Genomic DNA, 25488 nt, shown 5'->3' with positions numbered 1-25488 from the left:
CGGGTGAGCGCCGTCGGCGCCCCGCACCCCGCGGCGGTCCGCCCGACGACGTCCACGACCGCCCGACGCGGCACCGCGCTCGTGCTGCTCCTGGTCCTGCTCGTCGCCGCACTGGCCCTCAGCCTCGCCGTCGGGTCGCGCCCCGTGGGCCTGTCGACGGTGTGGGGCGCGCTCACCGGCGGGGACGTGCCCGCGGCGGACCACGCGGCGGTGGTCGGGCTGCGGCTGCCGCGCACCGTCCTGGCGGTGCTGGTCGGCGCGGGGCTCGCGGTGGCCGGGGGACTCATGCAGGCGCTGACCCGGAACCCGCTCGCGGACCCCGGCCTCCTCGGCGTGACCAGCGGCGCGGCGTTCGCGGTGGCGATGGGCGTGGTGCTCCTCGGGGTCACGCGGCCGTCGGGGTACGTCTGGTTCGCGTTCGGGGGCGCCCTGCTGGCGACGGTGGTCGTGTACCTGGTCGGGTCGGCGGGGCGGTCGAACGCCGGGCCGATCCAGCTGACGCTGGCCGGGGTGGCGCTGAGCGCGGTGCTGACCGGGGTGGTCGGCGCGCTGCGGCTGACCGACCAGGAGCGGTTCGCCGTGCTGCTGACCTGGGAGTCGGGGTCGTTCCAGGCGCGCGGCTGGGACGTGGTCCTGCCGGTGCTGCCGTTCGTGCTGCTCGGGCTGGTGGTCGCGGGGCTCGTGGCCGGGGCGTTGAACACGCTCGGGCTCGGTGAGGACCTGGCGACGGCGCTGGGCGCCTCCGTCGGTCGGACGCGGGTGCTGGCGGTCGTCGCGATCACGCTGCTGGCCGGCGGGGCGACGGCGATGGCCGGCCCGATCACGCTGGTGGGGCTGATGGTGCCGCACATCGTGCGGTGGCTCGTCGGCCCGGACCAGCGGTGGATCCTCGGGCTGTCCGCCGTCGCGGGGCCGGTGCTGGTGCTGCTCGCGGACGTGGCGGCGCGGGTGCTGCTGTGGCCGGGCGAGCTGCCGGTGGGCGTCGTGACGGCGTTCGTGGGCGCGCCGGTGCTGATCGCGCTGGTGCGGCGGCGGAAGGCGACCGGGCTGTGACGGGCGTGCGGGTGGCGACGACGCCCGGGGGCCTGCACGTCCGCGACCCGCGGCGCCGGTCCCGCGTCGCCGTGGCCGGCCTCGCCGTCGCCGCGCTGCTGCTCGCCCTCGTGGCGCTCGGCCTCGGCGACTACCCGCTGGGCGTCCCCGAGGTCGTCCGCGCGCTGGTGTCCGACCAGGGCTTCGCCAGCACGATCGTGACGCAGTGGCGGCTGCCGCGGGTCCTGGTGGCGCTGGTGTTCGGCGCCGCGCTCGCGGTGTCCGGCGCGCTGTTCCAGTCGCTGACCCGCAACCCGCTCGGGTCGCCGGACGTGATCGGGTTCGCGACCGGGTCGTACACGGGCGTGCTCGTCGTGACCACGGTGCTCGGCACGGGCACGCTCGGCGTCTCGGCCGGGGCGCTGGTCGCGGGGCTGCTGACCGCGCTGGTCGTCTACCTGCTGGCGTACCGGGACGGCGTGCAGGGCTTCCGGCTCATCGTGGTGGGCATCGGCGTGACCGGGATGCTGCACGGCGTGAACGTGTGGCTGCTGCTGCGCGCGAAGACGGAGGTGGCGCTCGCGGCCTCGATCTGGGGCGCGGGGTCGATCTCGCTGGTCGGCTGGTCGCAGGCGCTCCCGGCCCTCGCGGTGCTCGCGGTCCTCACGCCGCTGGTGTGGGCCGTGCGCGGGCCGCTGCGGCAGCTGGAGCTCGGCGACGACGCCGCCGGGTCGCACGGCCTGCGCGTCGAGGCGTCGCGGCTCGCGGTGGTGGTGCTCGGCGTCGCGCTGATCGCGACCGTGACGGCGACGGCGGGGCCGATCGCGTTCGTGGCGCTGGCCGCGCCGCAGATCGCGCGCCGGCTGGCCGGGTCGGCCGGGCTGCCGCTCGTGGCCTCCGCGCTGACCGGCGCGCTGGTGCTGCTCGCGGCGGACCTGCTGGCGCAGCACGTGCTGCCCACGGCGCTGCCGGTGGGCGTGGTGACCGTGGTGCTCGGCGGGGCGTACCTGCTGGCCCTGATCGTGCAGGAGGCGCGGCGGCGATGGTGAACGAGGAACGGCTGCGGGCCGACGCGGTGACGCTCGGCTACGAGCGCAGGACGGTGTCGACCGGCCTCAGCCTGGCGATCCCGGACGACTCGTTCACGGTGGTCGTCGGCCCGAACGCGTGCGGGAAGTCGACCCTGCTGCGGTCGCTGGCCCGGCTGCTGCGTCCCGCGGCGGGCGAGGTCGTGCTCGACGGGTCGTCGATCCACCGGATGGCCACCAAGGAGGTCGCGCGCCGGGTCGGCCTGCTGCCGCAGACGGCGCTGGCGCCCGAGGGCATCACCGTCGGCGAGCTCGTCGCGCGCGGCCGGTACCCGCACCAGAACCTGTTCCGGCAGCAGTCCGACGCCGACCGCCGTGCCGTGGCGGACGCCATGGACGCCACCCGGGTCACCGACCTGGCGGCCGTGCCGGTCGACGAGCTCTCCGGCGGCCAGCGGCAGCGCGTCTGGGTGGCGATGGCCCTGGCCCAGGAGACCGGCATCCTGCTGCTCGACGAGCCGACGACGTACCTCGACATCGCGCACCAGATCGAGCTGATGGACCTGTTCGCGCGGCTGCACGCCGAGGGCGCCACGCTGGTCGCCGTGCTGCACGACCTCAACCACGCGGCCCGGTACGCGACGCACCTGGTCGTGATGAAGGACGGCGCCGTGGTCGCGCAGGGCCGGCCGACCGAGGTGGTGACGGCCGACCTCGTCGAGGAGGTGTTCGGCCTGCCGTGCCTGGTGATCCCGGACCCGCTCGCGGGCACGCCGCTGGTGATCCCGCGCGGCGCGGCGCACACCGCCGCGGACTGACCGGCGCGCCGCCGGCCGCCGAGATCGGTGCTTCCGCTCGAGATCGGTGGTTGCAGGCACCGATCTCGGCGCGAGGCACCGATCTCGGCGCTCGGTGGGGCGCGTCAGGCCGGGGCCAGGACCACCACGGGCTCGCTCGTCGGCTGCTCCGAGCCGCCCTCCGGCTCCACCGTGAGTGCGAGCGCGTCGCCCGTCCGGTACACGTCCGTGCGGATCTGGAGCGTGCCGTCGGTGACGCCCGTCGTGCCCGCGGAGACCGGCGCGCCGTCCCGCATGACCCACAGCTGGTAGACCTCGTCGGCGCCCGGGGCGTCGACCCCGCTGGCGGTGACCAGGGCGGCGTCCGCCGTGACCACCGCGACGGCGGTGCCGCCCGACGTCACCGGCGCGGAGACGACCTGGGCGCCCGGCTCGGCGAGCAGGGCGGTGATCCGGTCGGCGCGGGCCTCGGCCTCGGCGGCGCGCTCGGCCTGGCGCCAGGCGACGGTCGACGGCACGGCGACGGCGGCCAGCACGGCCAGGGCGGCGACGGCGGTCGACCAGCGACGGCGGGCGCGGCGGCCGGCGGGCCGGGTGGACCTGGCGGGGGTGCCCGCGGGGCGCGCGGAGCGGGGCGGCGCGCCCGGGGCGGGGGGCGTGGCGGGCGCGGCGGGGGCCGGAGCCGTCGGAGCCGCCGCCGGGTGCACCGGCTCGGACTCCGGCACCGACGCCGCAGCGGCGTCCTCCTGCCGCGTGCGCTCGACCTCCGCCAGCACGGCGAGCCGCACGGCGTCGGGCGCGGCGACGGCCACGGCCTCGCCGAGCACCGCCGCGGTCTCGCGCAGCGAGCGGGCCTCGCGCGCGGCGTCGGGGTCGCGGGCGACCAGGTCGTCGACGCGGGCGCGCTCGGCGTCGTCGAGGGCGTCGAGCGCCCAGGCGCCGAGCAGCTCGCGGGTGGCGGCGTCGTCGGGCCGGCGCTCGCCGGGGCGCGGCGGGGTGGGGGTGGTCACGCGGCCACCCCCAGGCAGTCGCGCAGCCGGGTGAGGCCGTCACGGATGCGGCTCTTGACGGTGGGCAGCGGGGCCTCCAGCGACTCGGCGACCTCGCGGTACGTGCGCCCGTCGTAGTAGGCGAGCACGACGGCCTCGCGCTGCGTGTCGGTCAGGCCGCCGAGGCAGTGCCGGACGCGCTCGGCCTCGAGGTTCGACTCGGCCTGCTCGGCCACGACGTCGAAGGCGCGCGGGCGGTCGCCGTCGAGCACCGCCTGGTCGCGCGTGCGCTGGGCCTGCACCGAGCGCACGCGGTCGACGGCCCGGCGGTGCGCCATCGTGGTCGCCCACGCGCGCGCCGAGCCGCGCCGGGCGTCCCACCGGGACGCCGTGCGCCAGATCTCCACCATGACCTCCTGGGTGACCTCCGCCGCGTGGTCCGGGTCGCGGAGCACGGCGAGCGCCGTGCCGTGCACGGCGGGGGACAGCATGTCGTACAGCGTCGGGAAGGCGTCGCGGTCGCCGCCCGCGACGCGGGCGAGGGCCTCGTCGGCCGTCGCGTGGGCGGCGGGCGGGGAACCGGGGGAGGGCACCGCTGCAGTCTGCCGCACGGTGCCCGCCCCGGTCCCGTCGAACCGCCCGGTGCGGGCGTGACGCCGGCCCCGACGGGGAACGGGGCCGGCGTCACGGTCCTCGGCGCCCGTCAGGGGACGAGCGCGGCCGCCAGCGAGTCGATCGCACCGGCGAGGGTCGAGACGTGCATGCCGAGCCCGGCCGCGACGTCGTCCGCCGGCAGCTCGCCGTTGCTCACCTTCTCGAAGAAGGCGCCCGCCTCGGGCCGGTAGCCGTCGAGGTCGGCCAGCGCCTGCTGGCGGCCGTCCTCGTCGCCCGTGGCGTCGGCCACGGCGTAGTCGACGAAGAACCCGATGTGCTCGCGCCACAGGTCCAGGAACGCGGCGCCGTTCTCCTCGCCGGCCAGCGACGTCACGGCGTCGGACAGCGCGACGGAGTTGGCGTCGAGAGTCGCGGCCGCGGCGGTGAACGCCGGGGAGTCCACGCCGCCCTCGGCGGTGTACGCGGTGAACACCGCGTACGAGGCCAGGTACACGTGCTCCTGGAGCAGTGCGGTCAGCGTCGAGCGCAGGGTGGACGCGTCGTCCATCGCGTCGCCGGACAGGCCCGCGCCGGCCGCGAGCCCGGTCGCGATGGTGGCGGCGTCCATGCCGACGTGGTCGGCGGCGGCCTTGAGCGTGTCGGACGCGGTGGGCTCGCCCGCGGCGAGCGCGTCGATCGCGGCCGTCAGGGTCGTGACGTGCATGGTGAGCGCCTCGGCCACGGCGTCCGCGGGCAGGTTGCCGGCGCTGATCTGCTCGAAGAACGCCCCCGCCTGGGTCGTGTACCCGGCGAGGGAGGCCTGGGCCGCGTCGGCCGCCGCCTGGTCGCCCGACTTCACCGCGACGGCGTAGTCGACGAAGTAGCCGATGTGCTCGTCCCACAGGTCGTGGAACGCGGCACCCTGCTCCTCGCCGGCGAGCGAGCCCACGGCGTCCGCGAGGTCGTCGGTGTTGCCGTCGAGGGCCGCCTTGGCGGCCATGAACTCGGCGGAGTCGGCGCCCGCGGTGTACGCGGTGGCCACGCCGATGCCGGTCAGGTAGACGTGCTCCTGGAGCAGCGCGGTCAGACCGGCGCGCAGGGTGGCGGCGTCGGAGTCGACCTCGCCGGCGGTGTCGGTGGCGGCGGCCAGGCCGGTCGCCAGGGTGAGCCCGGTCTCGGGCATGTGCGCGGCTGCGGTGCGGGCGTCGGCGAACGGATCACCGGTGCTCACCGGCTCGACGGAGTCCATGCCGTCGTGGCCGGAGCCCATCTCCATCGACGACGAGGCCGACGGCGTCGTGCCGGTCGCGGTGTCGTCGGTGCTGCTGCAGGCGGCCAGCGTCAGGCTCAGGGTGAGCCCGGCGGCCATCGCGGCCACGGCGTAGGTGCTGCGGGTGCGTCGCATCATCGCTCCTTGCGTCCCTCGGGTGTGGTGTCGCGAGGGGTTCGGAGCGGGGCCCGGCCCGGATGGGGGTCGGAGCGGGTGAACGGCTCCTACGCGGCGCCGTGCCAGGCCAGCGCCAGGACGACGTCCTCGGGTCGCTCCGCGTGCTCGGGCGCGGGCCCGCCGACGAAGCACTGGCACGGTCCGTCGCGGTGCACCAGGCCGGCGTGCGGACGGGCGACGCAGGGGGTGGGGCCGACGGCGGCCCGCAGCTCGTCGAAGGGGGTCCAGGCCGCGGGCAGCCGGGTCACGGTCGCGGCCGGGCGGCCGAGGTCGTCGAGGGTCATGCGGTCCCACCTCCGTGCTCTGGTCCTCCCGGGGGAGGCCCCTGCGGCGTCGGCCGGGCCGATGTCGCCCCGCGGGCCGGGTCGGCCCGTGTGCTGCTGTCCATCGGACGGTCGCACGGGTTCCTGTGGCGTCAGGCGCATCTCGGTGGTATTGAGCGGGTGAAAAACCACACATGTGGTCGACATCACGGGCGAATCGGACGTCCCCGGTGGCGGGGGCGGCCGCGTCGTGCCAGCGCCCCCGCCCGCGGGAGCGCGCTTCAGCCCGCCAGCCGCACCGCCCGCCGCGCCGCCTGGGCCGCGGGGTCCGGCACCGGCGCCGCCGCCAGCAGCCGCCGGGTGTAGTCGTGCTCGGGCGCCCCCAGCACCCGGCTGCGCTCGCCCACCTCGACGACCCGCCCGCGGTGCATCACCGCGACCCGGTCGGCGAGCTCGTCCACCACCGCGAGGTCGTGGCTGATGAACAGGCACGCGAACCGGAGCCGCTGCTGGATCGACCGGAACAGCTCGAGCACGGTGGCCTGCACGGACACGTCGAGCGCGGAGGTCGGCTCGTCGGCGATCAGCAGCTCCGGGTCCAGCGACACCGCGCGGGCGATGGACACCCGCTGCCGCTGCCCGCCGGACAGCTCGTGCGGGTAGCGCGAGGCCCAGGCGGCGGGCAGCTCGACGCCGTCCAGGAGCTCCGCGACCCGTGCGGTCAGGGCGCCGCCCCGCAGCCCGGCGTGCACCCGGAGCGGCTCGGCCACGGACTCGCCGATCGTGTACCGCGGGTTGAGCGAGGCGGCGGGGTTCTGGAACACGACGCCGATCCGCGTGCGGGCGGCCCGGACGGCGCGCGGGGTGTCCCGGCCGAGCCGGGTGCCGACCACCTCGACGGTCCCGGAGGTGAGCGGCGCGAGCCCCAGGGCGCACCGGCCGAGCGTCGACTTCCCCGAGCCCGACTCGCCGACCAGGGCCAGCATCTCGCCGGGCTGCACCCGCAGCGTGACGTCGTCGACCGCCCGGACGACGCGGCCCCGGCGGTTCCGGTACTCGACGACCAGGTTCTCGACGTTGAGCGCGGGCCGCTCAGCGGCGTCGGTGCCGGCCGGACGCTCGTCGGCGCCGATGCGCGGCACGGCGTCCAGCAGGGTGCGCGTGTACGCCGCGGCGGGGGCGTCGAACAGGTCGGCGACGTCGGCCGTCTCCACGACCTCGCCGTGCCGCATGACGACGACCCGGTCCGCCAGGTCGGCGACCACGCCCATGTCGTGCGTGATGAGCACGACGGCCGCCGAGGTGCGGGCGCGCAGCCGGCGCAGGACGTCGAGGACCTCCTGCTGCACGGTGACGTCGAGCGCGGTGGTCGGCTCGTCGGCGATCAGCACCTCGGGGTCGCAGGCCAGCGCCATCGCGATCATCACCCGCTGGGCCTGCCCGCCGGACAGCTGGTGCGGGTAGAACTTCAACCGGTCCTCGGGGTCGGGCAGCTCGACCATGCGCAGCAGCTCGACGGCGCGGGCGCGCGCCTCGTCCCGGGACAGGCCGGGCAGGTGCCGGCGCAGGGTCTCGCGCAGCTGGAACCCGACGGTGAACACGGGGTCCAGCGCGTTGGACGGGTCCTGGAAGATCATCGCGACCCGGCGGCCGCGCACGTCGGACAGCGCCCGGTCGTCGAGGCCGACCAGCTCCAGGTCCCCGAGCCGCGCGCTGCCGGTGACCCGCGCGGTGCCGGGCAGCAGGCCGAGCACCGCGAGCGAGGACACGGACTTGCCGGAGCCGGACTCGCCGACGACGGCCAGCACCTCGCCGGCGTGCAGGTCGAACGAGACGCCGCGGACGGCGTGCACGTCGGGGCTCCGCCCGCGGTCGACGCGGAACGTGACGGTCAGGTCGCGGACGGACAGCACGGGGGCGGCGGCCGTCGCCGCGCCGGGGGTCGGGTCGGTCGTCACGGTTCTCCAGTCCCGGCCTGCGCGTCGCGGTAGGCCTCCCAGTCGGCGAGCATCTTGCGGTGGTACCCCGCGAGCCACTCCATGTAGTTGCGCGCGTTGCGCAGCCGGCGCTCCGGCCCCTCCGCGGGGCCGCCGGTGAGGGCCGCGTCGAGCACCCGCTGCAGCCGCGGCAGGTAGTTCCGCTCGCTCGCCAGCCAGCGCCCCCAGATGTCGTCCTCCACGCGGAAGTAGTGGTTCCGGTCGCCGCCGATCGCGTGCCGTTGGATGAACCCCACCTCCACGAGCCGCCGGGTCGCGGTGGACACCGCCCCGGCGCTCGCGGTGAGCAGCTGCGCGATCTGCTGGGACGACAGGTAGGGGCGATCGGCGATCATCAGCAGCCCGACCACGCGGCCCTCCATGCGGGCGCTGTTCGTGCCCTCCCAGGTGAGCGCGAACTGCTCGATCCACGCCAGCTGCTCCGGCGTCATCGTGAGGTCGGCGGCCGGTGCTGCGTCGTCGCTGGTCATGTTGGTCAGCCCAGGGACGCCGGGACCGGCGCACCGGCGTCCCGGCGGCGGGTCATCCCGGTGCGCCGGCGGCGGAACTCGTCGAGGGGCCAGGAGGTCATCCCGTTGCGCACGGCGGCGATGCTCCCGTCCGCCGCGCGCTCGACGACCACGTCCTCGCCGGCCGACCCGAAGCCCGGCTGCCGGGTGGTGCCGAGCACGTCGCGCCCGCGCACGTGCAGCTCGTCGTACGCGGCCACCGGGTCCGGGGCGGCGGGGTGCAGCAGCAGGAGCCGGCCGCCGAGCTCGGCGATGTCGGTGATCCCCCACAGGGCCCCGAACCGGCCGGTGTACTCGGCGAGCGGCCGGGCATCGGCGGCGGGCTCGGGCGCGTCCGCCGGCGGGTTCAGCGCGAGGTCGATCAGCTTGATGAGGCCGACCGCGATCGGGTCGGCCGGGCCGTCGATCGCGTTCGTGAGGACGCTGACGACCAGCCGCTTCTCCGGGTCGATGTAGGTGCGGGTGATGTGGCCCGGGTACCCGCCGGAGTGCCCGACGATCTCCCGGTCGCCGATGGTGTGCAGGTCCAGGCCGATGCCGTACCGCCCGACCTCCTTGCCGTGCACCTTCACGACCGACTCCTGGCGGTGCAGCAGCCGCTTGCCGCCGTCGGACAGCAGCGACTCGTCGCCGTAGAAGTGCGCGGCGCCGAAGGCCGTCATGTCCCGGGCGGTGGAGTAGAAGCCGGTGGCGGCGGCGAGCGCGCGGGTGTCGACGTGCTCGATCGTCTCCCGGCGGTCGTCGGCGTCGAGGAGGGCGGTGTGCCCGGCGGCGTACCGCGCGGCCAGCGCCTCGTCGTACTCGGCGCCGGTGTCGGCCATGCCGAGGGGGTCGAGCACCGCGGCGCGCAGGTGGTCGCGGAACGGCTCGCCGGTCACGGACTCCACGACCAGGCCGAGGATGCCGTACCCGTAGTTGGAGTACTTGAAGTGCTCGTTCGCGCCGTACACCTCGCCGGCCTCGCGCAGCTCCGCCAGCAGGGTCGGCTCGTCCGGGAAGGGCCCGTCGAGCTGCCAGAAGTCGCCGCGCTCGCCGTCACGGATCACGCCGGCCTGGTGGCCGAGCAGCTCGCGGACGGTGCGGGACCCGAGCGGGGACCCCGCCAGCCCGGCGACGTGCGTCCCGACGGTGTCGTCCAGCCGGAGCCGCCCGGCCTCGACCAGCCGCATCACCGCGGTCGCGGTGAACGACTTGGAGTGCGAGGCGATCCGGAACAGGTGGTCGGTGCGCAGCGGCTCGCCCGTGGTGACGTCGGCGGTGCCCCACGCGTGCTCGAGCACGACCTCGTCCCCGGACCGGATCGCCACCTGGACGCCGACGGCGCGGCGGAACGCGCCCTGGAGGTCGACCCACGACGCGAGGTAGGGGGCGGCGGCGCGGAGGGTGGCGGTCGTGTCGGACATGCGGTGGGCCTCTCGGGACGGTGCGGGGTGGTGCCGGGGGTGGTGCGGGGTGGTGCGAGGTGCGGTGCGGGCGGCGCGGCGTCAGCCGCGGCCCTTCGGGTCGAGGACGTCCCGCAGGACGTCGCCGAGCGTGATCATCGCGAGGACGGTCACGGTCAGGAAGATGCTCGGGAACAGCAGCATGTGAGGGGAGGTCTGGAAGTAGGTCTGCGCGCTGGACAGCTGCAGGCCCCAGGAGATCGACGGGGCGCGCAGGCCGAGGCCGAGGAAGGTCAGCGTCGACTCGGAGACGATGACACCGCCGACCATCGTGGTGGCCACGGCGAGCACCGGGCCGATCGAGTTGGGCAGCACGTACCGCGCGATGATCCGCCGGTCCCGCAGGCCCATCGCCTTGGCCGCCTCGACGTACGGGGCGTCCCGGACGGCGCGGACCGAGCCGCGGACGAGCCGGGCCATGGTCGGCCAGGAGAACAGCGCGAGCACCAGGGCGACCGTGACGGCGGACCGGGTGCCGATCGAGGTGAGCACGACGACCGCGCCGAGCAGGAACGGGAAGCCGAGGAACACGTCGGTGAGCCGGGCGATCAGCCGGTCGGCGATCCCGCCGTAGAACCCCGCGGCGGTGCCGACCACCAGGGCGACCAGCAGCGCGACCGCGGTCGCGAGCACGCCGACGGTGAGCGACGCCTGGGTGCCGTAGATGACGTTGGCGTACACGTCGCAGCCCTGGACGTCGGTGCCGAACACGTGGTCGCCGCCCGGGCGGAGCGCGCTGTCGGCGAGGTCGCAGGCCCGCGGGTCGGGCTGGCCGAACCAGCCGGCGAACCAGGACGGCGCGACGGCGATCAGCAGCAGCACGCCGAGCACCCCCGCGCAGAGCCAGAACAGCGGGCGGCGGCGCAGCGTGCGCCAGACCCCGCGCGGCGCCGCGGGGGCGTCCGCGTCGACCTCGGTGGCCGCGGTCGCGGTGAGGGTGTCACTCATGGCGGATCCTCGGGTCGAGCACCGACGACAGCAGGTCCACGACCAGGTTCGTCAGCAGGAAGATGATGATGAGCGCGGTGGAGACGCCGACGACGGTCGGCCCCTCGTGCGCGCGGATCGCCTGGAACAGCAGCTGGCCGACGCCCGGCAGGTTGAACACGCCCTCCACGACGACGGTGCCGCCGAGCAGGTAGCCGAGGTCGATGGCCAGGAAGGTCAGCACCGGGATCGCGGAGTTCCGCATCACGTGCACGCCGACGACCTGCCGCTCCCGCAGGCCCTTGGCCCGCAGGGTCCGCACGAAGTCGGACTGCAGCGTGTCGACCACCGAGCCGCGCATCAGCCGGGTGACCGACGCGAGGCCGAACACGGCGATGACGGCCGCGGGCAGCAGGTAGGAGGTCGGCCAGCCGTCGCTCGTCCCCGCGACCGGGAACCAGCCGAGCCGGACGCCGAGCACGAGCTGCGCGGTCACCGCGACGACGAACACCGGGATGCTGGTCGCGAGGATGGTGCCGGCCAGGACGAACCGGTCGCCGGCGCGGCCGCGGCGCAGGCCCGCGAACAGGCCGAGCAGCACGCCGAGGACGACCTCGATGCCCCACGCGGTCAGCGCCAGGGTGATCGTGACCGGCCACCGGGACTCCATGCGCCCCGCGACCGACTGGCCGCTGAAGTTGGTGCCGAGATCGCCGGTGAACAGGCCGCCCAGGTACCGGGCGTACTGCTGGAGCACGGGCTCGTCCAGGTGGTACCGGGACCGCAGCTCGGCCACGACGTTGTCCGGCAGCGGCCGGTCGCCGCCGAGCGACCGGATCGGGTCACCCGGGAGCGCGAACACCATGAGGTAGATGACCAGCGTGACGCCGAGGAACACGACCAGGAGCTCGACCGCGCGGCGCACCGCGTACCGGCTCACGACGCGCCGCCCGCGGCCCGCGCCGCCAGCACCTGCGACATCGCCAGCGTGGCGCCGTACTGCACGCCGACCAGCTGCTCAACCGGCAGCACGGTCAGGCCCGTGAGCGAGTCCGCCTCGGCGACCCAGCCGTCGTAGACCTCCCGCGCCCGGTCGGCGACCCGCCGCACCCGCGCCGTGGCGATCCCGGCGTGCACCTCCGCGTCGAGCGCCCGCAGCAGCATGCCCCCGAACCGCAGCCGGAAGCACCGGACGACGTCCTCGTTGCTGAACACCTCGGCCGCGGTGGCGGCGCGGCGCAGCTCCGGGCGCTCGGCCCGCAGCAGCTCGGCGCGGCCGCCCTCGCCCATCATCGGCACGAACGCCTCGCTCGCCCGCAGGAACGGCGAGCGCAGCGTGAGGTCGGGCCGGGCGTCCTCGAGCAGACCGGTCAGCGTCGCGCCGAGGTCGACGAGCTCCTCGCCCTTGGCGCGCACCACGTCGGCGTAGTCCGCCGAGGTCGCGGTGGTGTCGTCGGCGAGCGGGTGCGACCAGTACGGCAGCTCCGCGACCAGCGAGACGGTGCCGTGCCGGCGCGCGTAGGCGCTGGACGACTCGCCGCCGACCATCGTCGCCGCGGCCATGCCCAGCGACTCGAGGTAGTCGTACTCCTCGCGGGTGCTGGACATGTGGAACACCGCGGGGGCGATCGACCGGATCGACGGGGACTCCGGCTCGCCGACGTCGAGGGGCAGGCCGAGCGTGCGGGGGACGGCGTGCAGCGCGTCGACGGCCCCCGGCACCTCCTCGGACAGGTAGTAGTAGACGCCGCCGAGCTCCGCGTTGTGCAGGCTGACCATCAGCTCCGGCCGCACGTCGTCGATCACGCGCATGAGCGCCTGCGTCTCGGGGATGACGTCGTCGAAGTACGCGTCCTTGTAGGCGAACGGGAAGGTCCACTCGACCTGCTCGGACGGCGCGGGCCGGTAGAACCGCCGCGAGTACGCGGTGCGGTCGGACGGGTCGGCGAACCAGGACTCGTTCAGCCGGGTGCCGTCCGGGTCGATGCACGGGACGAGGTGCCAGGTGGCGCCGGACCGCGCGAGCAGGTCGGGGTCGGCCACCAGCTCCGAGGCGAGGTGCTGGAGCGTCCGGAAGCCGATCGGCTCGTTCGGGTGCACGCCCGCGAACAGCAGGTGCGCCCGCGGGCCGGATCCGACGGAGAACATCGGGATCGGCTCACCGAGGCGGGAGGTGCCGATCCGCCGCTCGGCGACGAGCCGCGGGTGGTCGGCCGCGAGCGTGCCGAACCAGGCCAGCAGCTCGTCGACCGGGGGGAAGCCGGACATCGGGGGGACCCGGCGGGCCCGCTCGAGGACGTCCTCGAGCGAGCCCGCCGGGAGGGTGCCGTGGCTCATGCGCCCTCGGCGAGGACGACCTGGGTGTACGTCGGGTTGCCGACCGCCGACGTGGGCAGCTCGGCGACCCGGTCGGACACCACGTAGGAGTAGGTCTCGAAGAACAGCGGCGGGGCCGGGAAGTCCTCGAGGATCCGCTCCTGCACGGCCGCGTAGGCCTCGGCCGCGGCGTCCGCGTCCACCTCGGCGTCGGCGGCCGCGATCAGGTCGGTCACCTCGGGCTCGTAGTACGGGATGCAGTTCGGGCAGCCGCCGCCCTCGACGTAGAACGCCCGCAGGGTGTTCTGCTGGCTCGGGTACAGCGCGCCCCACCGGGAGAAGAACGGCCCGGCGATGTCGCCCGCGGTCCGCTTGTCGGCGAACTCGGCCCAGTCGGTGCTCGGGGTCGCGACCGCGTCCACGCCCAGGTTCTGCCGGAGCTGGTTGGCGATGGCCGTGTACAGCTCGTCCAGGCCGGAGCCGCCCGGGAAGTAGATGTCGATCGTGCCGTCGAACCCGCCGGCCTCCTCGAGCAGCGCCTTCGCGCCCTCGGGGTCGTACTCGCAGAACTCCGCGCAGATCCCCTCGGGGGTGCCGGCCTCGACGGCCGGGGTCAGCGCGGTGGCCGGCGTGAACAGGCCGCCGTAGATGACGTCGTTGATCGTGTCCCGGTCGATCGCCATCGAGATCGCCTGGCGCACCCGGACGTCCGAGTAGCGCGCGTCCCACAGCGGCAGGCCGAGGTAGGAGATGCCGGCCGCCTCGAAGGTGTACAGCCGGTCGCCGAAGTCCGCCGAGGCCTGCGTCTGCCGCGCCACCGGGACGCCCGCGACGTCGATGTTGCCGGCCTGCACGTCGGTGTAGGCGGTGGTCGTGTCGGTGTACGGCACGAACGTGATCGCGTCGACCGTCGGGGCGGGGCCCTGGTAGTCGGCGTACGCCGTGACGGTCATCTCCTCGTTCTCGGCGTAGTCCGTCTCGACCTCGAACGGGCCGTTGCCGACCGGGTGCACGTTGTACGCGTCGAAGTCGTCGAACGCGGACTCCGGCATCGGGTAGAAGGCCGTCTGCGCCTGGCTGAGCTGCATCGGGAACTGGCCGTCGGGACCGGTGAGCGTGACGGTGAACGTGGTGTCGTCGACGACGGCCAGGCCGGACATCTCGGTGGTCGTCGGCTCGCCCTCGGCGGGGTTGAGGTCGGCGTAGCCCACGACGTTCGCGAGCTGGCCGGAGTTCTCCCACGCGTTCGGGCCGTAGGCCACCGCGTTCCAGGCGTCCACGTAGGACTGCGCCGTGACCGGCGTCCCGTCGTGGAAGGTCCACCCGTCCTTCAGCGTGATGGTCCAGGTGGTGCCGTCCTCCGACTCGACGGAGTCGGCCGCGACGTACGTCAGCTCGCCGGCGTCGTCGATCCAGGTCAGCGGGGCCCAGACGGCCATGTTGAAGTCGAAGGCGATCGACTGGCGGCCGGGGATCAGCTGGATCGGGTCGGTCACGGCGACGCGGATCGCGCCGCCGCCCGAGCCCGTCGCGCTGGTGTCGGCGGAGTCGTCACCACCGCCGCCGGAGCAGGCGGCCAGGGCGAGCGCCAGCACGGCGGCACCGGCCGCGAGCCGGATCCGGGTCGTTCTCATGGGTCCTCCACAGGGGGAGCGGCGGCAGGGGCCGCCGGGGCGGGGGAGTGCACGGGGGAGCGGGGTCGGCGGCTCTGCCGGGTGGCCGGTCGCGCGGCGTCGGGGGTGGGACGGCGCGGGCCGGGGGCCGGGTCTGGCGCCCGGCGGCGGTGCCGGACAGTCAACCGCGGTACCCCGTGGTGGAGTCAATAGCCGGGATGCTGAGAGTTCAGTAGGCAATGAAAGTTTTACGTGCGTGACACAGGGCGTGGGTGCCGCCCGAGGGGTGCGTGGTGGTTCGATGGGCCGCGTGATCCACACGACCGACTACGTGCTGACCGACGAGGGGCGCGTGCGCGACCTGGTGCGGGCCCACGGGTGGGCGACGCTCGTCTCCGTGACCGACGACGGGCCGGTGGCGTCGCACGTGCCGGTGCTGCTCGCCGAGGACGTGGCGCTGCCGTCCGGCGCGGCCGGGGACGCGACGCCCCCGGCCGCGCGGCCGGCCCGGGACGCGCACGGCCTGCCCGACCGGTTCACGGCGCCGTCCGCCCCGCTCACGGTGCTCAGCCACCTCGGTCGGCCCGACGAGCTGCTGCACCAGGCCGGGTCCGGCCGGGAGCACCTGCTGATCGTCGAGGGTCCGTACGGCTACGTGTCGCCCGGCTGGTACGGCTACGCACCGGCGGTGCCGACCTGGAACTACCTCGCCGTGCACCTGTACGGCACGCTCGAGCTGCTCGACGCCGAGGACTCGTACGCCGTCATGGCCGCGACCGTCGACCGGTACGAGGCGCCGATGCCCGAGCCGGTCCGGATGCCCGACGTCGAGGGCTACGCGCGCCGGATCGCACCCGGTGCCGTCGGGTTCCGGCTGTCGGTGACCCGCTGGCAGGGCAAGGCCAAGCTCAGTCAGGACAAGCCGCGCGCCGTCGCCGAGCGGGTCGTCGAGCACCTCGGGACCGACCCGCACTACGCCGAGCCGGCGCTCGCGGCCGAGATGCGGGCGGAGCTCGACCGCCGCCCGGACTGGACCTGACGCGCGGTTGACCCGCCGCATGACCGCGGGCCCGCGCCGCCGCCGGCCCTCTTCCCGAACGGAGACCCACCGCCGTGAGCACCGCACCGCTCGTCCTGACCCACGCCCGCCTGGTGGGCGCCGCCCGCACCGTCGACGTGCTGCTGCGCGACGGGCCGGGTGCACGCCGTCGGGCCGGACCTCGCGCGCGGTGCCGGTGCGGGCGTCGAGCAGGTCGACCTCGGCGGCCGCACCGTCATGCCGGGCCTCTGGGACGCGCACACCCACATGACGCAGTGGGCGCTCGCCCGGCAGCGGCTCGACGTCTCGGCGGCGACGTCGGCGGCGCACGCGATCCGGATCGTGCTCGACCGGCTCGCCGCGCGGCCGCTCACCCCGGGCACCGCGCTGGTCGGCTACGGGTTCCGCGACGGCCTGTGGCCGGACGCCCCCACCGCGGATCTGCTCGACGCCGCGGTCGGCGACGTGCCGGTGATCCTGGTGTCCGGCGACCTGCACTGCGCCTGGTTCAGCACCGCCGGCCTGCGGTACGCGGGCGTGGCCGGTCACCCGACCGGGCTGCTGCGCGAGGCCGAGTGGCTGCCGCTGACCAGCGTCGTCGACCACGTGCGGGACGACATCGCCGACGACTGGGTGGCCGAGGCGTCCCGGGCGGCCGCCGCGCGCGGCGTGGTGGGCGTGGTCGAGCTCGAGATCACCGAGAACCTCACGCCGTGGCGCCGCCGGATCGCCGCCGGCAACGACGCGCTCCGGGTCCGCGCCGGCGTCTGGGAGCCGTACCTGGACCGCGTGCTGGCCGAGGAGCTGCGCTCCGGCGACGTGGTCGTCGGCACCGGCGGGCTGCTCCAGCAGGGCCCGCTCAAGGTGGTGACGGACGGGTCGCTCAACACCCGCACCGCGTTCTGCCACGACCCGTACCCGGGCCTGTCCGGCGCCGACGCGCACGGCGTGCTGTCCGTGCCGCCCGAGCACCTGGTCCCGCTCATGGCGCACGCGACCCGCAAGGGCCTGACCTGCGCGATCCACGCGATCGGCGACCACGCGAACACCCTGGCCCTGGACGCGTTCGCCGCGTCCGGCGCCCGCGGGTCCGTCGAGCACGCGCAGCTGCTCACCGACGCCGACGTGGCGCGGTTCGCCGCGCTCGGCGTGGTGGCCTCCGTGCAGCCCGAGCACGCCATGGACGACCGCGACGTGGCCGACCGGCACTGGGCCGGCCGCACCGGGCGGGCGTTCGCGCTGGCCTCGCTCGCCGGCGCGGGGGTCGAGCTGGTGCTCGGCTCGGACGCGCCGGTCGCCCCGCTGGACCCCTGGGTCGCGGTGTCCGCGGCCGTCGAGCGGACCCGGGACGGGCGGGAGCCCTGGCACCCGGAGCAGCGGCTCGACCTGCTCACCGCGCTGCGGTCGTCGGTGGACGGGCAGCCGCTGACGCTCGCGGTCGGGGCGCCGGCCGACCTGGCGGTGCTCGACGCCGACCCGCTGTCGGCGGAGGCGCCGCTGCGGGAGATGCCGGTCGCGGGGACGCTGCTCGGCGGGCGCTGGACGCACCAGGCGTTCTGACCCGTCCGGGGGCGGTGCCACCGACCCACCCACCCGGACGGCGTCGACCGATCGGGTGGTCCGCCCAACGGGGGTGGGTGCTACCACCCAGACGTCCCAGGACACGCGGGCTACCGGGTCGTAACGTCCCCGCACATATGCACTCTGACCTGCACGTCCTCGCCCCCCACGGCATCGGCGGCCGCACCGCGCTCGGGTACCACCCCCGGGACGGCCGCCCCGTCGCGTGCTGGGTCGTGCACCCCACCCGCCGCGAGCCGGGCGTCGTGCCGCGGCTCGAGCGGTACGCCGCCGCGCTGGGCCTGTCCGACACCGACGCCGCCGCGCTGCGCGAGGTCGACGACTACCGCGCGTCCCTCACCGCCGCCGGCGGCTGGGCGACGCTCTGGGTCGGGGACGAGACCGAGCTCGCGGCCGAGCACGACGACGCCTGGCTGGACGCGCTGCTCGACCGCGGCTGGGCCGTTGTCGTCGTCGGGTACTCCACCGACCTCGCCACCTCGGACAACCCGGCGATCATGGCCTACCTGACCGGCGGCGGGAACGCGCACGTCGGGGTGGTCCGCGCCGCCTGACGGACGCGCGCGCGGAGGCACCCCGCGGGATCGGTACGCTGTGACCATCCCCACCGCCGCGAACCAGGGAGCTCACCCGTGGGACGAGTCGTCGTCGATGTGATGCCCAAGCCGGAGATCCTCGACCCGCAGGGCAAGGCCGTCGCCGGGGCGCTGCCGCGGCTCGGCTTCGGCCAGTTCACCTCCGTCCGCCAGGGCAAGCGGTTCGAGCTCGAGGTCGACGGCCCGGTCACCCCCGAGGTGCTGGCCGCCGCCGCCGAGGCCGCGACCCAGGTGCTGTCGAACCCGGTGATCGAGGACGTCGTCCGCGTGGCCGACTCCGAGGCCGACGCGGCCGGGGACCGTGCTGTCCGAGGGCCTGGCCTGATGACCAAGATCGGCGTCGTCACCTTCCCGGGCACCCTGGACGACCGCGACGCCGCGCGCGCCGTGCGCCTCGCCGGGGCCGAGCCCGTCGCGCTCTGGCACGCCGACGCGGACCTGCGCGGCGTCGACGCCGTCGTCCTGCCCGGCGGGTTCTCCTACGGCGACTACCTGCGCGCCGGCGCGATCAGCCGGTTCGCGCCCGTCATGGGCGAGGTCGTCGAGGCCGCCGGCAAGGGCATGCCCGTGCTGGGCATCTGCAACGGCTTCCAGGTCCTCACCGAGGCGCACCTGCTGCCCGGCTCGATGATCAAGAACGACCACCTGCACTTCGTCTGCCGCGAGCAGGTGCTGTCCGTCGAGCGCGCCGACACCGCCTGGACCAGCGAGTACGCCGCGGGCGAGCGGATCACCATCCCGCTCAAGAACCAGGACGGCCAGTACGTCGCCGACGAGCACACCCTCGACGAGCTCGAGGGTGAGGGCCGGGTCGTGTTCCGCTACGAGGACGTCAATCCCAACGGGTCGCGCCGCGGGATCGCCGGCATCAGCAACGCGCGCGGCAACGTCGTCGGCCTCATGCCGCACCCCGAGCACGCCGTCGAGGCGGGCTTCGGCCCGGACGGCGCCCGCGGGCCGCGCTCCGGCACGGACGGCCTGCGGTTCTTCACCTCGGTGATGCGCGCGCTCGTCTCCTGACCCACGCGCTCGGCGCCCCGGACCCCTCGGGTCCGGGGCGCTCCTGCGTCCCGGGCGCCCGCCCGCCCCGCCTGCCGCCCGCCGCCCGCCGCCCGCCCGCTGGCCCTGCCCTCCTGCGACCCGCCGCCCGCCGCCCGCCGCGGCGCCGAGTGCGTATCGGACACGTCGACTGCCTACCCAGTGGATAGGCAGTCGACGTGTCGGATGTGCACTCGCGGGCCGGGCCGGGCCGGCCGGCGCCGGGGCAGGGGCCGGGCCGGGGCAGGGCGGGCCGGTCACGTGCGCCCGGGATGTGGACACGGTGCTGCCTCGCCCGGCGGGGCGCGGCTAGGCTGCCCGCGTGTTCCTGAGCCGGGTGTGTTGTCGCTGAGCTGACACCCTCGCGCGCCCGCGGCCGGACGGCCCTCGCCGCGCACCCGCCTCACCCCGAGGACACCACCCCCATGGCTCAGCCCGTGCTGGACCGCGCGCTCGCGGTCGCCACCCGTCACGTCCCCGCCGCTGCCCGGCCGCGTCGTCCCGACCCGCCGCGCGCCCGCCACCCCGGCCCCGGCGCCAGCCCCGGCCCACGCCGCACCGGTGTCCCCGCTCCGGTCCCCTGCGGATTCTCGCGACGCCGCCCGATCCATCGGTGCACGGCGCGAGAACCAGGTGGGGACCAGCGGCCCGACCGCGGCGGACCGGCTCGCACCGCACGCGGAGCGCGCCCCGGTCGTGCACGTCGGCGCCCCGGCCTACGGCGTGCGGACCGTCGAGGCCCGGCCGGAGTCGGAATCGGGGATCGCCGTGGCCGCCCGCACCGCCGACGTCATCCGGCTCGGCTTCTCCGTCGCGGTGCCCTCCGTCGGGGCGCTCGCCCGGGTGACCGCCCTCGTCGAGGACGCCCTCGCCGAGGTCGGCCGCGACCGGTCAGCGGTCCGGGTGCTGCTCGACCTGGAGGTCGTGCTCGCCGGTGACGAGCGCACCGCTCGCCGCAAGCGGTCGCACCTGGAGTACCTCGATGCGCTCGCCGGGCTGTCGTGGGCGCCCGCCGACACGCGCGTCGTCACGACCGCGGACCGGCTCGTCGCCGAGGTCGGCGAGGTCGCCCGGCGCGCGGGCGTCGACGGCGTGGTCCTGCACCCCCTGGCCGGCGGCGCCGAGGTCGAGGCGGAGCTCCGCGCGCTGGTGGCCTGAACCCGGTCGAGCGGACGGTCCGGCCCGGCACCTCCGCTACCGAGCCCGGCCAAGGCGTCCACCGCCCGGGAGCCGGCGCGCGTCGGTACGGTGGGCTCCCATGACGCGGGTGTGGAACTGGTCGGTCCTGGGCGTGCTGCTGCTGGCCGTCTGGCTGGTCGCGCTCACCGGGACCGGCGACCCCGAGGCCCGCGCCGGGTTCCTCGGGTACGCGGTGCTGATCCTCCTGCTGGGCGCTGTGCCGGCCGCGCTGCTGGGCGGCCTGGTCGGCGCCGGGGTGCTGGCCGTCGCACGCCGCCTGCCGTCAGTCGGTGACCCCCGCCGCCCCCGCGCCCGGCTCGTCGCCGTCGCGGTCACGGGGGTGGGATCGACCCTCCTGGGCGCGGTCCTCGCCACCGGCGGAGTCGCGGCGGCGTTCGCGCCCGCGGTGCTCGGGTGGTCGGCGCTGCTCGTCGGCCTGCCGCTGACCCTCGCGGCGGCGACCGCCTGGGCGCGCTGGCGCCCGGAGCGGGACCGCCCCCGCCGTCCGGCGCCCGAGGGCACCTACCCCTGACTCCGGGGGTCCGACGTGCGGGGACGCCGGGGTTCCGCCACTCTCGGTCCCATGCTGAACGGCTGGCCGCTCGTCGTCATCGGCGTCGTCGCGGCGGTCGCCGGGCTGGCAGGGGTGCTCGGTCGCCTCGACCGCACGCGGTTCGCGCTGTCCAGGCGCCACGGCGAGCCGACCCGGCGCCAGCACATGATCCTGCAGCGGCTCGGCGGGGGGATGTTCGTGCTGGTCGGTGTCGGTTTCGTGATCGCCGGGGTGAACGACCTCTGACGGCCGGGCCGCGTCCGTAGCCTCGGTGCGTGACGAGGCTGCGGCACTGGGCGCTGTTGGGCGTCGTCCTGCCGCTGTGGCTCGCGGTGGTGCGCGCCGCGGGGGTCCTGGGCTGGCACCTCGGCCTCGCGGACTGGCTCGTGCTCGTGGCCTTCTGGACGGCGATCACCCTGGTGCCGGTCCTGGTGCCCTGCCTCGCCGTCGCGCTGCTGGTCGGGGCCGGCGTGCTGGCCGTGGGCCGGCGTCTGCCGCCACCCGGATCCCGGGCCCGCACGGTCGTCGTGGCGGCGGGCACGCTCGCGGTCGCCGCCGTGGCGACCGTCGCCGGGATGTGGCCGCAGGCGGTGTTCTCCGCGCCCCTCGACCTGGTGCCCGTCCCGAGGGTGCTCGCCACCGCGACGGCCTCCGGCGCGCCGCTGGTGGTGGCGGCCGTCGTCGCGTGGCGGCGCAGCGACGGCATCACGCCGCTGCCGGGCGTATGGGACGACCCGGCGGACTGACCGAGGCCGCGCGGTCCTCGCCGTCGGCCGGGCAGCGTCTGCACGGCGAGGCGGAGCTCGGCGCACTGGGGGCCCGACCCTTTCGAGGGGACCCGGCATCGTGCTCCAGGCGTCAGCGGTGCCGGAAGTACCGGAACAGGTGCTTCTCCCGGACGGCGAGAGTGGCGATCGCCACACCCAGCAGGTGACCGCACGCCATCAGCAGGACGCAGGAGGCGGCAACACGGCCGATCGCCCCGGCGTCGAGGGCTCCGACCGGCAACGCGAGCAGCACGACCGTCCCCGCGCCGGTGAGGCCAGCCGCTGCCGCGACCGCAGAGAGCGCCTCCAGCAGCATCTGTGCGAGCAGGGCCGATGGCGAGCAGCCGAGGTGCAGAGCACCCGAGAGGTCGAGACGCCGGCGACGCACGGCTACGAGGCCCACGCACGCTGCCGCAGCTCCGGCGACGATCGGTGCGAAGCGGGTCACCCGGGCGTCATGCTCCGCGCCCCCCGCGAAGGTCTGCCCGTGTCGGGTGCTCAGCTGCTGGACCCTCGGGTCCTCGGCTTCGTCCAAGATGCCATCGCGGAGCGTCGACCACAGCAGCCGCGCGTGCTCCTGCGACGGCGGCCACACCGTGATCCGGCACTCGTCGACAAGGCCGACCGCTGCGGTCGGTGCCAGCACTGCGTAGCCGATCCCAGTGCGGCGTCCGTCGTCCGGGTACGCGTACGTGCCTCGCACGGCGATCGCCTCGCCCCCTGCGAGCAGTTCGTCGCCCGCTTCCAGCCCGAGGTGCTCTGCCACGCGCTCGGCGAGCAGGACGCCTGGGCCGGCCCGACCTGATGGGGCCAGAGCCGACACCATTCCGGGCGTCGCCTCGAACACGGGAAGGTTCGTGCTCGGCATCCGCTCAGGCGCGAGGGTGTTCCTGGCGACCCGCAGTCCGCCCGCGTCGCCGATCCCGGTCACGGAGCCGAGCCGGTCGCACGCGTCGGCGGCCACCCGGCCCTCGGCCACGAGCACGTACGTCGCGGCACCCGACTGCCGGAAGTCGATCGCGCCGGAGACCAAGCGGTCCAGGGCGAACGCGTCGGCAGCCAGGCAGACGACCGTGGCGAGCGTCAGTGCGATCGCCACCCCGCACACCCGGGACGTGCCCGTGGCGACGTCCCGCCAGGCTTCGGAGAGCACCGTGGACGCGCGCACGGCACGTCGCCGTGTCACGGGTGCCTCGGACGGAACTGGGACAGGTCGACCACGTCCGTGCAGGCGTCCCGTGTGCCTCGGTCGTGAGTCGCGACGACCACGATCGCGCCGCGGTTCGCGATGCGGCCGAGGCACGCGTTCACGCCCTGGGCCGTGACCTGGTCGAGCTGGGCGGTGGGCTCGTCGACCAGCAGCAGGTGAGGCGCGCACGCGACAGCACGCGCGAGCATCAGCCGCTGGGCCTCCCCGCCGGACAGCGCGGCGAAGGGGAGATGCGCCCGGTCGCCGAGTCCGAACTCGTCGAGCAGCCGGTCTGCCTCTGGGATCGCGTCCTTCCGCCGCCATCCTCGGAGCAAGAGGCCTAGCACGACGTGGTCCAGGACAGAGCGCCGGGGGACGCCAGACGGGTTCTGGAAGACCCAGCGGACCTGACGCACGCCCTCGCTCCGGACGTCGCCCGCCCAGGGCTGGAGCATCCCGGCGAGGATCGCGAGGAGGGTCGACTTACCCGACCCGGAGGACCCGGTGACGGCGTAGGTCCGGCCCGGCACGAGGACGAGGTCGAGTCCGGTGAACAAGGCCGCGCCCTCGCCGTACCGGTGCCCCAGCCCGCTCAGCTCGACCTGCACGAAGCTCTCCGGCCCACGACGGCGGTCACTGTGGACGGGACATCACCGGACACGGTGACGATCGCCTGCCCCAGTTCCGAGGCGATCACCTGCACCTGGCGCTCGGCACCGTCCCCGATCAGGCACGCGTTGCCCTCGGCGTCCTCCCCGAAGACCGCGGTCACCGGGACGGAGATGACGGCGAGCGGCTCGTCGAGCGTGAGCACACCCGAGAGAGCATCTTCGTCGGTCGCTCGTGCTGCTTGGTACCCAGGGGTCGTGGACAGCAGGGCGAGGGCCTCGGGGTCGTCTACGACGCCGTCGGCCCCGACCGCGACGCTGACATGGTCCACCGCCAGCACACGGGTGCCGGGCACCAGGCCGGAAGGCGTATGGGCGACGGCGCGCACGAGGGGCGGCGCGAGCGTCGCGAACTCCGCGCCGGCAGCGAGGTCACCTCCGACGACAACTTCGCACGACTCCACGCGTGCCGTCGAGGAAGGGAGCCATACGACCGCAGAGCGTCGCAACAGCGGGCCGTCGCGGTGGAGGGCGATCCCGTGCGCCTCTGCGAAGGACCGCAGCGCGGACGTCGTGGAGCGATCGACTCGGCCGGACCCCGAGGTCGCGAAACCGAGTCGGTCGAGCTCGTCTTGCACTGCCTGCACGTCGTCGCCGCGGAGACCCGCGCTCAGATCGCGCCAGAGAGGCGTCGCGGTCGCTAGCCCGACGACGGTGGCTCCGTCGACGGCGATCAGCGGACCACCGCTCGCCACCTCGTCGCCTGGCGTGCACCACGACGCGGTGACCGTGCCGGAGGCCTGCGCGACCAGCGGTAGGGGCTCGGGGGTGGTCAGGGTCACCCGGACCGGTCGCGGGTCGCCGTACTGGTACGACGACACCGGCACTTCGTCCAGCGGGTCCGCGTCGGCCAGGAGGTCCGGCCGCGGCGCGGTGAGCACTGCGGTAGTGACTGCAGCGGTTCCAGTGACGAGAAGCAGCGCGAGCAGGGCAATCGTGCCGCCCGAGACGAGACGGCGGGCCGCGTCAGCCACGGTAGGGCTCGAGCGTGGAGTCCTCGGGGAACAGCCCGAGGATGTCGAATGGGTCCCGGTTGCACGCGATCGTCTCCTCACTCCAGTGGAAGTCGGACCAGGCGTTCCACTCGATGCTGGGGTCTGCTTCCTCGTCGAGGAGGCGGACGAAGTCGTCCAGCGTGAAGGAGGCGGCGAGCAGCCCGTGCCGCTGCAGACACGCGTGCGTGGCCTCGAGCGGAGGAACATTCTCGGGGTTTGCGCGCATCTCCCACGCGAGTCCGAGCGTGTTGGTACGGCACACGCTCTCGGCTGCCAGGATCCGGTCCTGATCGGATGAGCCGAGGTCGAAGCCGCCGTTGTCGAGCAGGGTGACGCTCAGTCCCTGGCCGGCCATGCAGCCGATGTACCAGTCGTGCAGTGCCTGCTGCTCGTCCTCGGTGATGACCCCGTCGCGCAGGATCTCGCGTTCCAGGTCGCTGAGACTGTCACGGTAGTGCTCGGTCAGCTCGGCCGCCCAGGGGCCGTCGAACTGCGGGACATCGCCCGCCAACGGGGCGGTGGTGTAGCGCGGGTCCGGGGTGGCGGTGCACGCGGCAAGCGCGCACACCGCCACCCCGACGGTGATTGCCCGCAAGGTGGGGGCGGTCACAGCTTCCCGTTGACCGAGTAGTAGAAGTTGTTGCCGCAGTACGTCACGCCCTTGCCGCCCGTCGTCCAGTTGCCGCCGGACTTCGCCGCGTTCGGTCCCACCTTGCCGTCCTGGTAGAACCACAAGGGGTTCGGGTTCGTCTTGTTCGTCAGGCCCTGGCGGTTGTACACGCCCCACGTGGGGTAGTAGTTGATGTTTCCGCTGCAGTAATCCCGCGCCTGGATCTGCTCGACGCCGTCACCGGTCGCCGCCGTCGCGGAAGGCGATCCGGCGATGGAGCCGACGGCTAGGCCGGCGGTGAGAGCGAGCGCGCTGAGAC

General features: G+C 75.1%; 27 protein-coding genes and 1 pseudogene. 12 read left to right on the top strand and 16 right to left on the bottom strand.

The annotated features are described in order from the left end of the window. Positions 1-3: 3 nt before the first annotated feature. The 3 genes from FKM96_RS06875 to FKM96_RS06865 are packed head-to-tail and all read left to right on the top strand — an operon-like array spanning position 4 to position 2878. On the top strand, positions 4-1053 hold the full coding sequence (locus tag FKM96_RS06875) for an iron ABC transporter permease (RefSeq protein WP_210417384.1): 1050 nt from the start codon (positions 4-6) through the stop codon (positions 1051-1053). Further along, positions 1050-2081 carry an iron chelate uptake ABC transporter family permease subunit gene (locus FKM96_RS06870; RefSeq protein ID WP_147794610.1) on the top strand — a complete coding sequence of 344 codons (1032 nt, stop codon included), beginning with the start codon at positions 1050-1052 and terminating at the stop codon, positions 2079-2081. The genes FKM96_RS06875 and FKM96_RS06870 overlap by 4 nt, the downstream gene beginning before the upstream one ends. Continuing rightward, positions 2075-2878: an ABC transporter ATP-binding protein gene (locus tag FKM96_RS06865; RefSeq protein ID WP_147794609.1), complete on the top strand. Its 804-nt coding sequence runs from the start codon at positions 2075-2077 to the stop codon at positions 2876-2878. The genes FKM96_RS06870 and FKM96_RS06865 overlap by 7 nt, the downstream gene beginning before the upstream one ends. A gap of 104 nt (positions 2879-2982) precedes the next feature. On the opposite strand, the gene FKM96_RS06860 is transcribed toward FKM96_RS06865, so the two are convergent. The 11 genes from FKM96_RS06860 to FKM96_RS06810 form a co-directional block, all read right to left on the bottom strand. Continuing rightward, positions 2983-3867: an anti-sigma factor gene (locus tag FKM96_RS06860; protein ID WP_168216903.1), complete on the bottom strand. Its 885-nt coding sequence runs from the start codon at positions 3865-3867 to the stop codon at positions 2983-2985. Further along, positions 3864-4439, bottom strand: a complete 576-nt coding sequence (gene sigK / locus FKM96_RS06855) for an ECF RNA polymerase sigma factor SigK (protein ID WP_147794607.1) — start codon at positions 4437-4439, stop codon at positions 3864-3866. The genes FKM96_RS06860 and sigK overlap by 4 nt, the downstream gene beginning before the upstream one ends. 110 nt (positions 4440-4549) lie before the next feature. Further along, positions 4550-5845, bottom strand: a complete 1296-nt coding sequence (locus tag FKM96_RS06850) for a copper amine oxidase (RefSeq protein WP_147794606.1) — start codon at positions 5843-5845, stop codon at positions 4550-4552. Between the two features lie 89 nt (positions 5846-5934). After that, entirely contained in the window at positions 5935-6171 is a 237-nt protein-coding gene (locus tag FKM96_RS06845) for a hypothetical protein (protein ID WP_147794605.1), read from the bottom strand. 260 nt (positions 6172-6431) lie between these two features. Then, positions 6432-8108 (bottom strand): ABC transporter ATP-binding protein, encoded by a 1677-nt coding sequence (locus tag FKM96_RS06840; protein ID WP_147794604.1) that lies wholly within the window; start codon positions 8106-8108, stop codon positions 6432-6434. Further along, the gene (locus FKM96_RS06835) at positions 8105-8617 is read right to left on the bottom strand and encodes a GbsR/MarR family transcriptional regulator (protein WP_210417383.1); all 513 of its coding nucleotides are present in this window, start codon (positions 8615-8617) and stop codon (positions 8105-8107) included. The genes FKM96_RS06840 and FKM96_RS06835 overlap by 4 nt, the downstream gene beginning before the upstream one ends. A 5-nt stretch (positions 8618-8622) precedes the next feature. Beyond that, positions 8623-10059: a serine hydrolase gene (locus FKM96_RS06830; protein ID WP_147794603.1), complete on the bottom strand. Its 1437-nt coding sequence runs from the start codon at positions 10057-10059 to the stop codon at positions 8623-8625. A gap of 81 nt (positions 10060-10140) precedes the next feature. After that, a complete protein-coding gene (locus tag FKM96_RS06825) occupies positions 10141-11046 on the bottom strand; it encodes an ABC transporter permease (protein WP_147794602.1) in 906 nt (301 codons plus the stop codon). Continuing rightward, positions 11039-11965, bottom strand: coding sequence for an ABC transporter permease (locus FKM96_RS06820; protein ID WP_147794601.1), 927 nt, complete (start codon positions 11963-11965; stop codon positions 11039-11041). The genes FKM96_RS06825 and FKM96_RS06820 overlap by 8 nt, the downstream gene beginning before the upstream one ends. Next, positions 11962-13362 carry a M14 family zinc carboxypeptidase gene (locus FKM96_RS06815; protein ID WP_147794600.1) on the bottom strand — a complete coding sequence of 467 codons (1401 nt, stop codon included), beginning with the start codon at positions 13360-13362 and terminating at the stop codon, positions 11962-11964. The genes FKM96_RS06820 and FKM96_RS06815 overlap by 4 nt, the downstream gene beginning before the upstream one ends. Further along, entirely contained in the window at positions 13359-14975 is a 1617-nt protein-coding gene (locus FKM96_RS06810; protein WP_147794599.1) for an ABC transporter substrate-binding protein, read from the bottom strand. The genes FKM96_RS06815 and FKM96_RS06810 overlap by 4 nt, the downstream gene beginning before the upstream one ends. A gap of 289 nt (positions 14976-15264) precedes the next feature. Between FKM96_RS06810 and FKM96_RS06805 the strand changes: the two genes are divergently transcribed. The 9 genes and pseudogenes from FKM96_RS06805 (at position 15265) to FKM96_RS06770 (ending at position 21686) form a co-directional block, all read left to right on the top strand. After that, positions 15265-15993 (top strand): FMN-binding negative transcriptional regulator, encoded by a 729-nt coding sequence (locus tag FKM96_RS06805; protein ID WP_168216902.1) that lies wholly within the window; start codon positions 15265-15267, stop codon positions 15991-15993. Positions 15994-16152: 159 nt separating this feature from the next. Beyond that, on the top strand, positions 16153-17553 hold the full coding sequence (locus tag FKM96_RS06800) for an amidohydrolase (RefSeq protein ID WP_371300502.1): 1401 nt from the start codon (positions 16153-16155) through the stop codon (positions 17551-17553). A gap of 137 nt (positions 17554-17690) precedes the next feature. Beyond that, positions 17691-18128 (top strand): hypothetical protein, encoded by a 438-nt coding sequence (locus FKM96_RS06795; RefSeq protein WP_147794597.1) that lies wholly within the window; start codon positions 17691-17693, stop codon positions 18126-18128. Positions 18129-18230: 102 nt separating this feature from the next. Next, positions 18231-18371, top strand: a pseudogene (locus tag FKM96_RS21360) (phosphoribosylformylglycinamidine synthase subunit PurS); the annotation flags it as partial. 30 nt (positions 18372-18401) lie between these two features. Beyond that, positions 18402-19190: a phosphoribosylformylglycinamidine synthase subunit PurQ gene (purQ, locus tag FKM96_RS06790; RefSeq protein WP_371300525.1), complete on the top strand. Its 789-nt coding sequence runs from the start codon at positions 18402-18404 to the stop codon at positions 19188-19190. Between the two features lie 651 nt (positions 19191-19841). Next, positions 19842-20366: an LLM class flavin-dependent oxidoreductase gene (locus tag FKM96_RS06785; protein ID WP_168216901.1), complete on the top strand. Its 525-nt coding sequence runs from the start codon at positions 19842-19844 to the stop codon at positions 20364-20366. Positions 20367-20466: 100 nt separating this feature from the next. Beyond that, positions 20467-20919: a hypothetical protein gene (locus FKM96_RS06780; protein WP_147794594.1), complete on the top strand. Its 453-nt coding sequence runs from the start codon at positions 20467-20469 to the stop codon at positions 20917-20919. Positions 20920-20970: 51 nt separating this feature from the next. Further along, entirely contained in the window at positions 20971-21186 is a 216-nt protein-coding gene (locus FKM96_RS06775; RefSeq protein WP_147794593.1) for a hypothetical protein, read from the top strand. Positions 21187-21215: 29 nt separating this feature from the next. Then, positions 21216-21686, top strand: a complete 471-nt coding sequence (locus FKM96_RS06770; protein ID WP_147794592.1) for a hypothetical protein — start codon at positions 21216-21218, stop codon at positions 21684-21686. A 112-nt stretch (positions 21687-21798) separates the two neighbouring features. On the opposite strand, the gene FKM96_RS06765 is transcribed toward FKM96_RS06770, so the two are convergent. The 5 genes from FKM96_RS06765 to FKM96_RS20570 form a co-directional block, all read right to left on the bottom strand. Then, positions 21799-22806, bottom strand: a complete 1008-nt coding sequence (locus FKM96_RS06765) for a hypothetical protein (RefSeq protein ID WP_147794591.1) — start codon at positions 22804-22806, stop codon at positions 21799-21801. An 83-nt stretch (positions 22807-22889) separates the two neighbouring features. Next, a complete protein-coding gene (locus tag FKM96_RS06760; RefSeq protein WP_147794590.1) occupies positions 22890-23504 on the bottom strand; it encodes an ABC transporter ATP-binding protein in 615 nt (204 codons plus the stop codon). Next, positions 23489-24538, bottom strand: a complete 1050-nt coding sequence (locus FKM96_RS06755; RefSeq protein WP_147794589.1) for a peptidoglycan-binding protein — start codon at positions 24536-24538, stop codon at positions 23489-23491. Before FKM96_RS06755 ends, FKM96_RS06760 begins: the two co-directional genes overlap by 16 nt. Continuing rightward, positions 24531-25169, bottom strand: coding sequence for a hypothetical protein (locus tag FKM96_RS06750; RefSeq protein ID WP_147794588.1), 639 nt, complete (start codon positions 25167-25169; stop codon positions 24531-24533). Before FKM96_RS06750 ends, FKM96_RS06755 begins: the two co-directional genes overlap by 8 nt. Beyond that, positions 25166-25339: a hypothetical protein gene (locus FKM96_RS20570; protein WP_168216900.1), complete on the bottom strand. Its 174-nt coding sequence runs from the start codon at positions 25337-25339 to the stop codon at positions 25166-25168. Before FKM96_RS20570 ends, FKM96_RS06750 begins: the two co-directional genes overlap by 4 nt. Positions 25340-25488: the final 149 nt, after the last annotated feature.

Source organism: Cellulomonas sp. Y8, assembly GCF_008033115.1.
Classification (GTDB): Bacteria; Actinomycetota; Actinomycetes; order Actinomycetales; family Cellulomonadaceae; genus Cellulomonas.
The sequence above is the reverse complement of the archived record's forward strand: the minus strand, read 5'-3'. Positions and strand labels throughout refer to the sequence as shown.

Excerpts from the sequence above, each read along its gene's own strand:
- FKM96_RS06780 (WP_147794594.1), top strand. The coding sequence starts at position 20,467 with ATGACGCGGGTGTGGAACTGGTCGGTCCTGGGCGTGCTGCTGCTGGCC.
- FKM96_RS06865 (WP_147794609.1), top strand. The coding sequence starts at position 2,075 with ATGGTGAACGAGGAACGGCTGCGGGCCGACGCGGTGACGCTCGGCTAC.
- FKM96_RS06835 (WP_210417383.1), bottom strand. The coding sequence starts at position 8,617 with ATGACCAGCGACGACGCAGCACCGGCCGCCGACCTCACGATGACGCCG.
- FKM96_RS06795 (WP_147794597.1), top strand. The coding sequence starts at position 17,691 with ATGCACTCTGACCTGCACGTCCTCGCCCCCCACGGCATCGGCGGCCGC.
- FKM96_RS06830 (WP_147794603.1), bottom strand. The coding sequence starts at position 10,059 with ATGTCCGACACGACCGCCACCCTCCGCGCCGCCGCCCCCTACCTCGCG.
- FKM96_RS06845 (WP_147794605.1), bottom strand. The coding sequence starts at position 6,171 with ATGACCCTCGACGACCTCGGCCGCCCGGCCGCGACCGTGACCCGGCTG.
- FKM96_RS06775 (WP_147794593.1), top strand. The coding sequence starts at position 20,971 with ATGCTGAACGGCTGGCCGCTCGTCGTCATCGGCGTCGTCGCGGCGGTC.
- FKM96_RS06850 (WP_147794606.1), bottom strand. The coding sequence starts at position 5,845 with ATGCGACGCACCCGCAGCACCTACGCCGTGGCCGCGATGGCCGCCGGG.
- FKM96_RS06810 (WP_147794599.1), bottom strand. The coding sequence starts at position 14,975 with ATGAGAACGACCCGGATCCGGCTCGCGGCCGGTGCCGCCGTGCTGGCG.
- FKM96_RS06825 (WP_147794602.1), bottom strand. The coding sequence starts at position 11,046 with ATGAGTGACACCCTCACCGCGACCGCGGCCACCGAGGTCGACGCGGAC.
- FKM96_RS06815 (WP_147794600.1), bottom strand. The coding sequence starts at position 13,362 with ATGAGCCACGGCACCCTCCCGGCGGGCTCGCTCGAGGACGTCCTCGAG.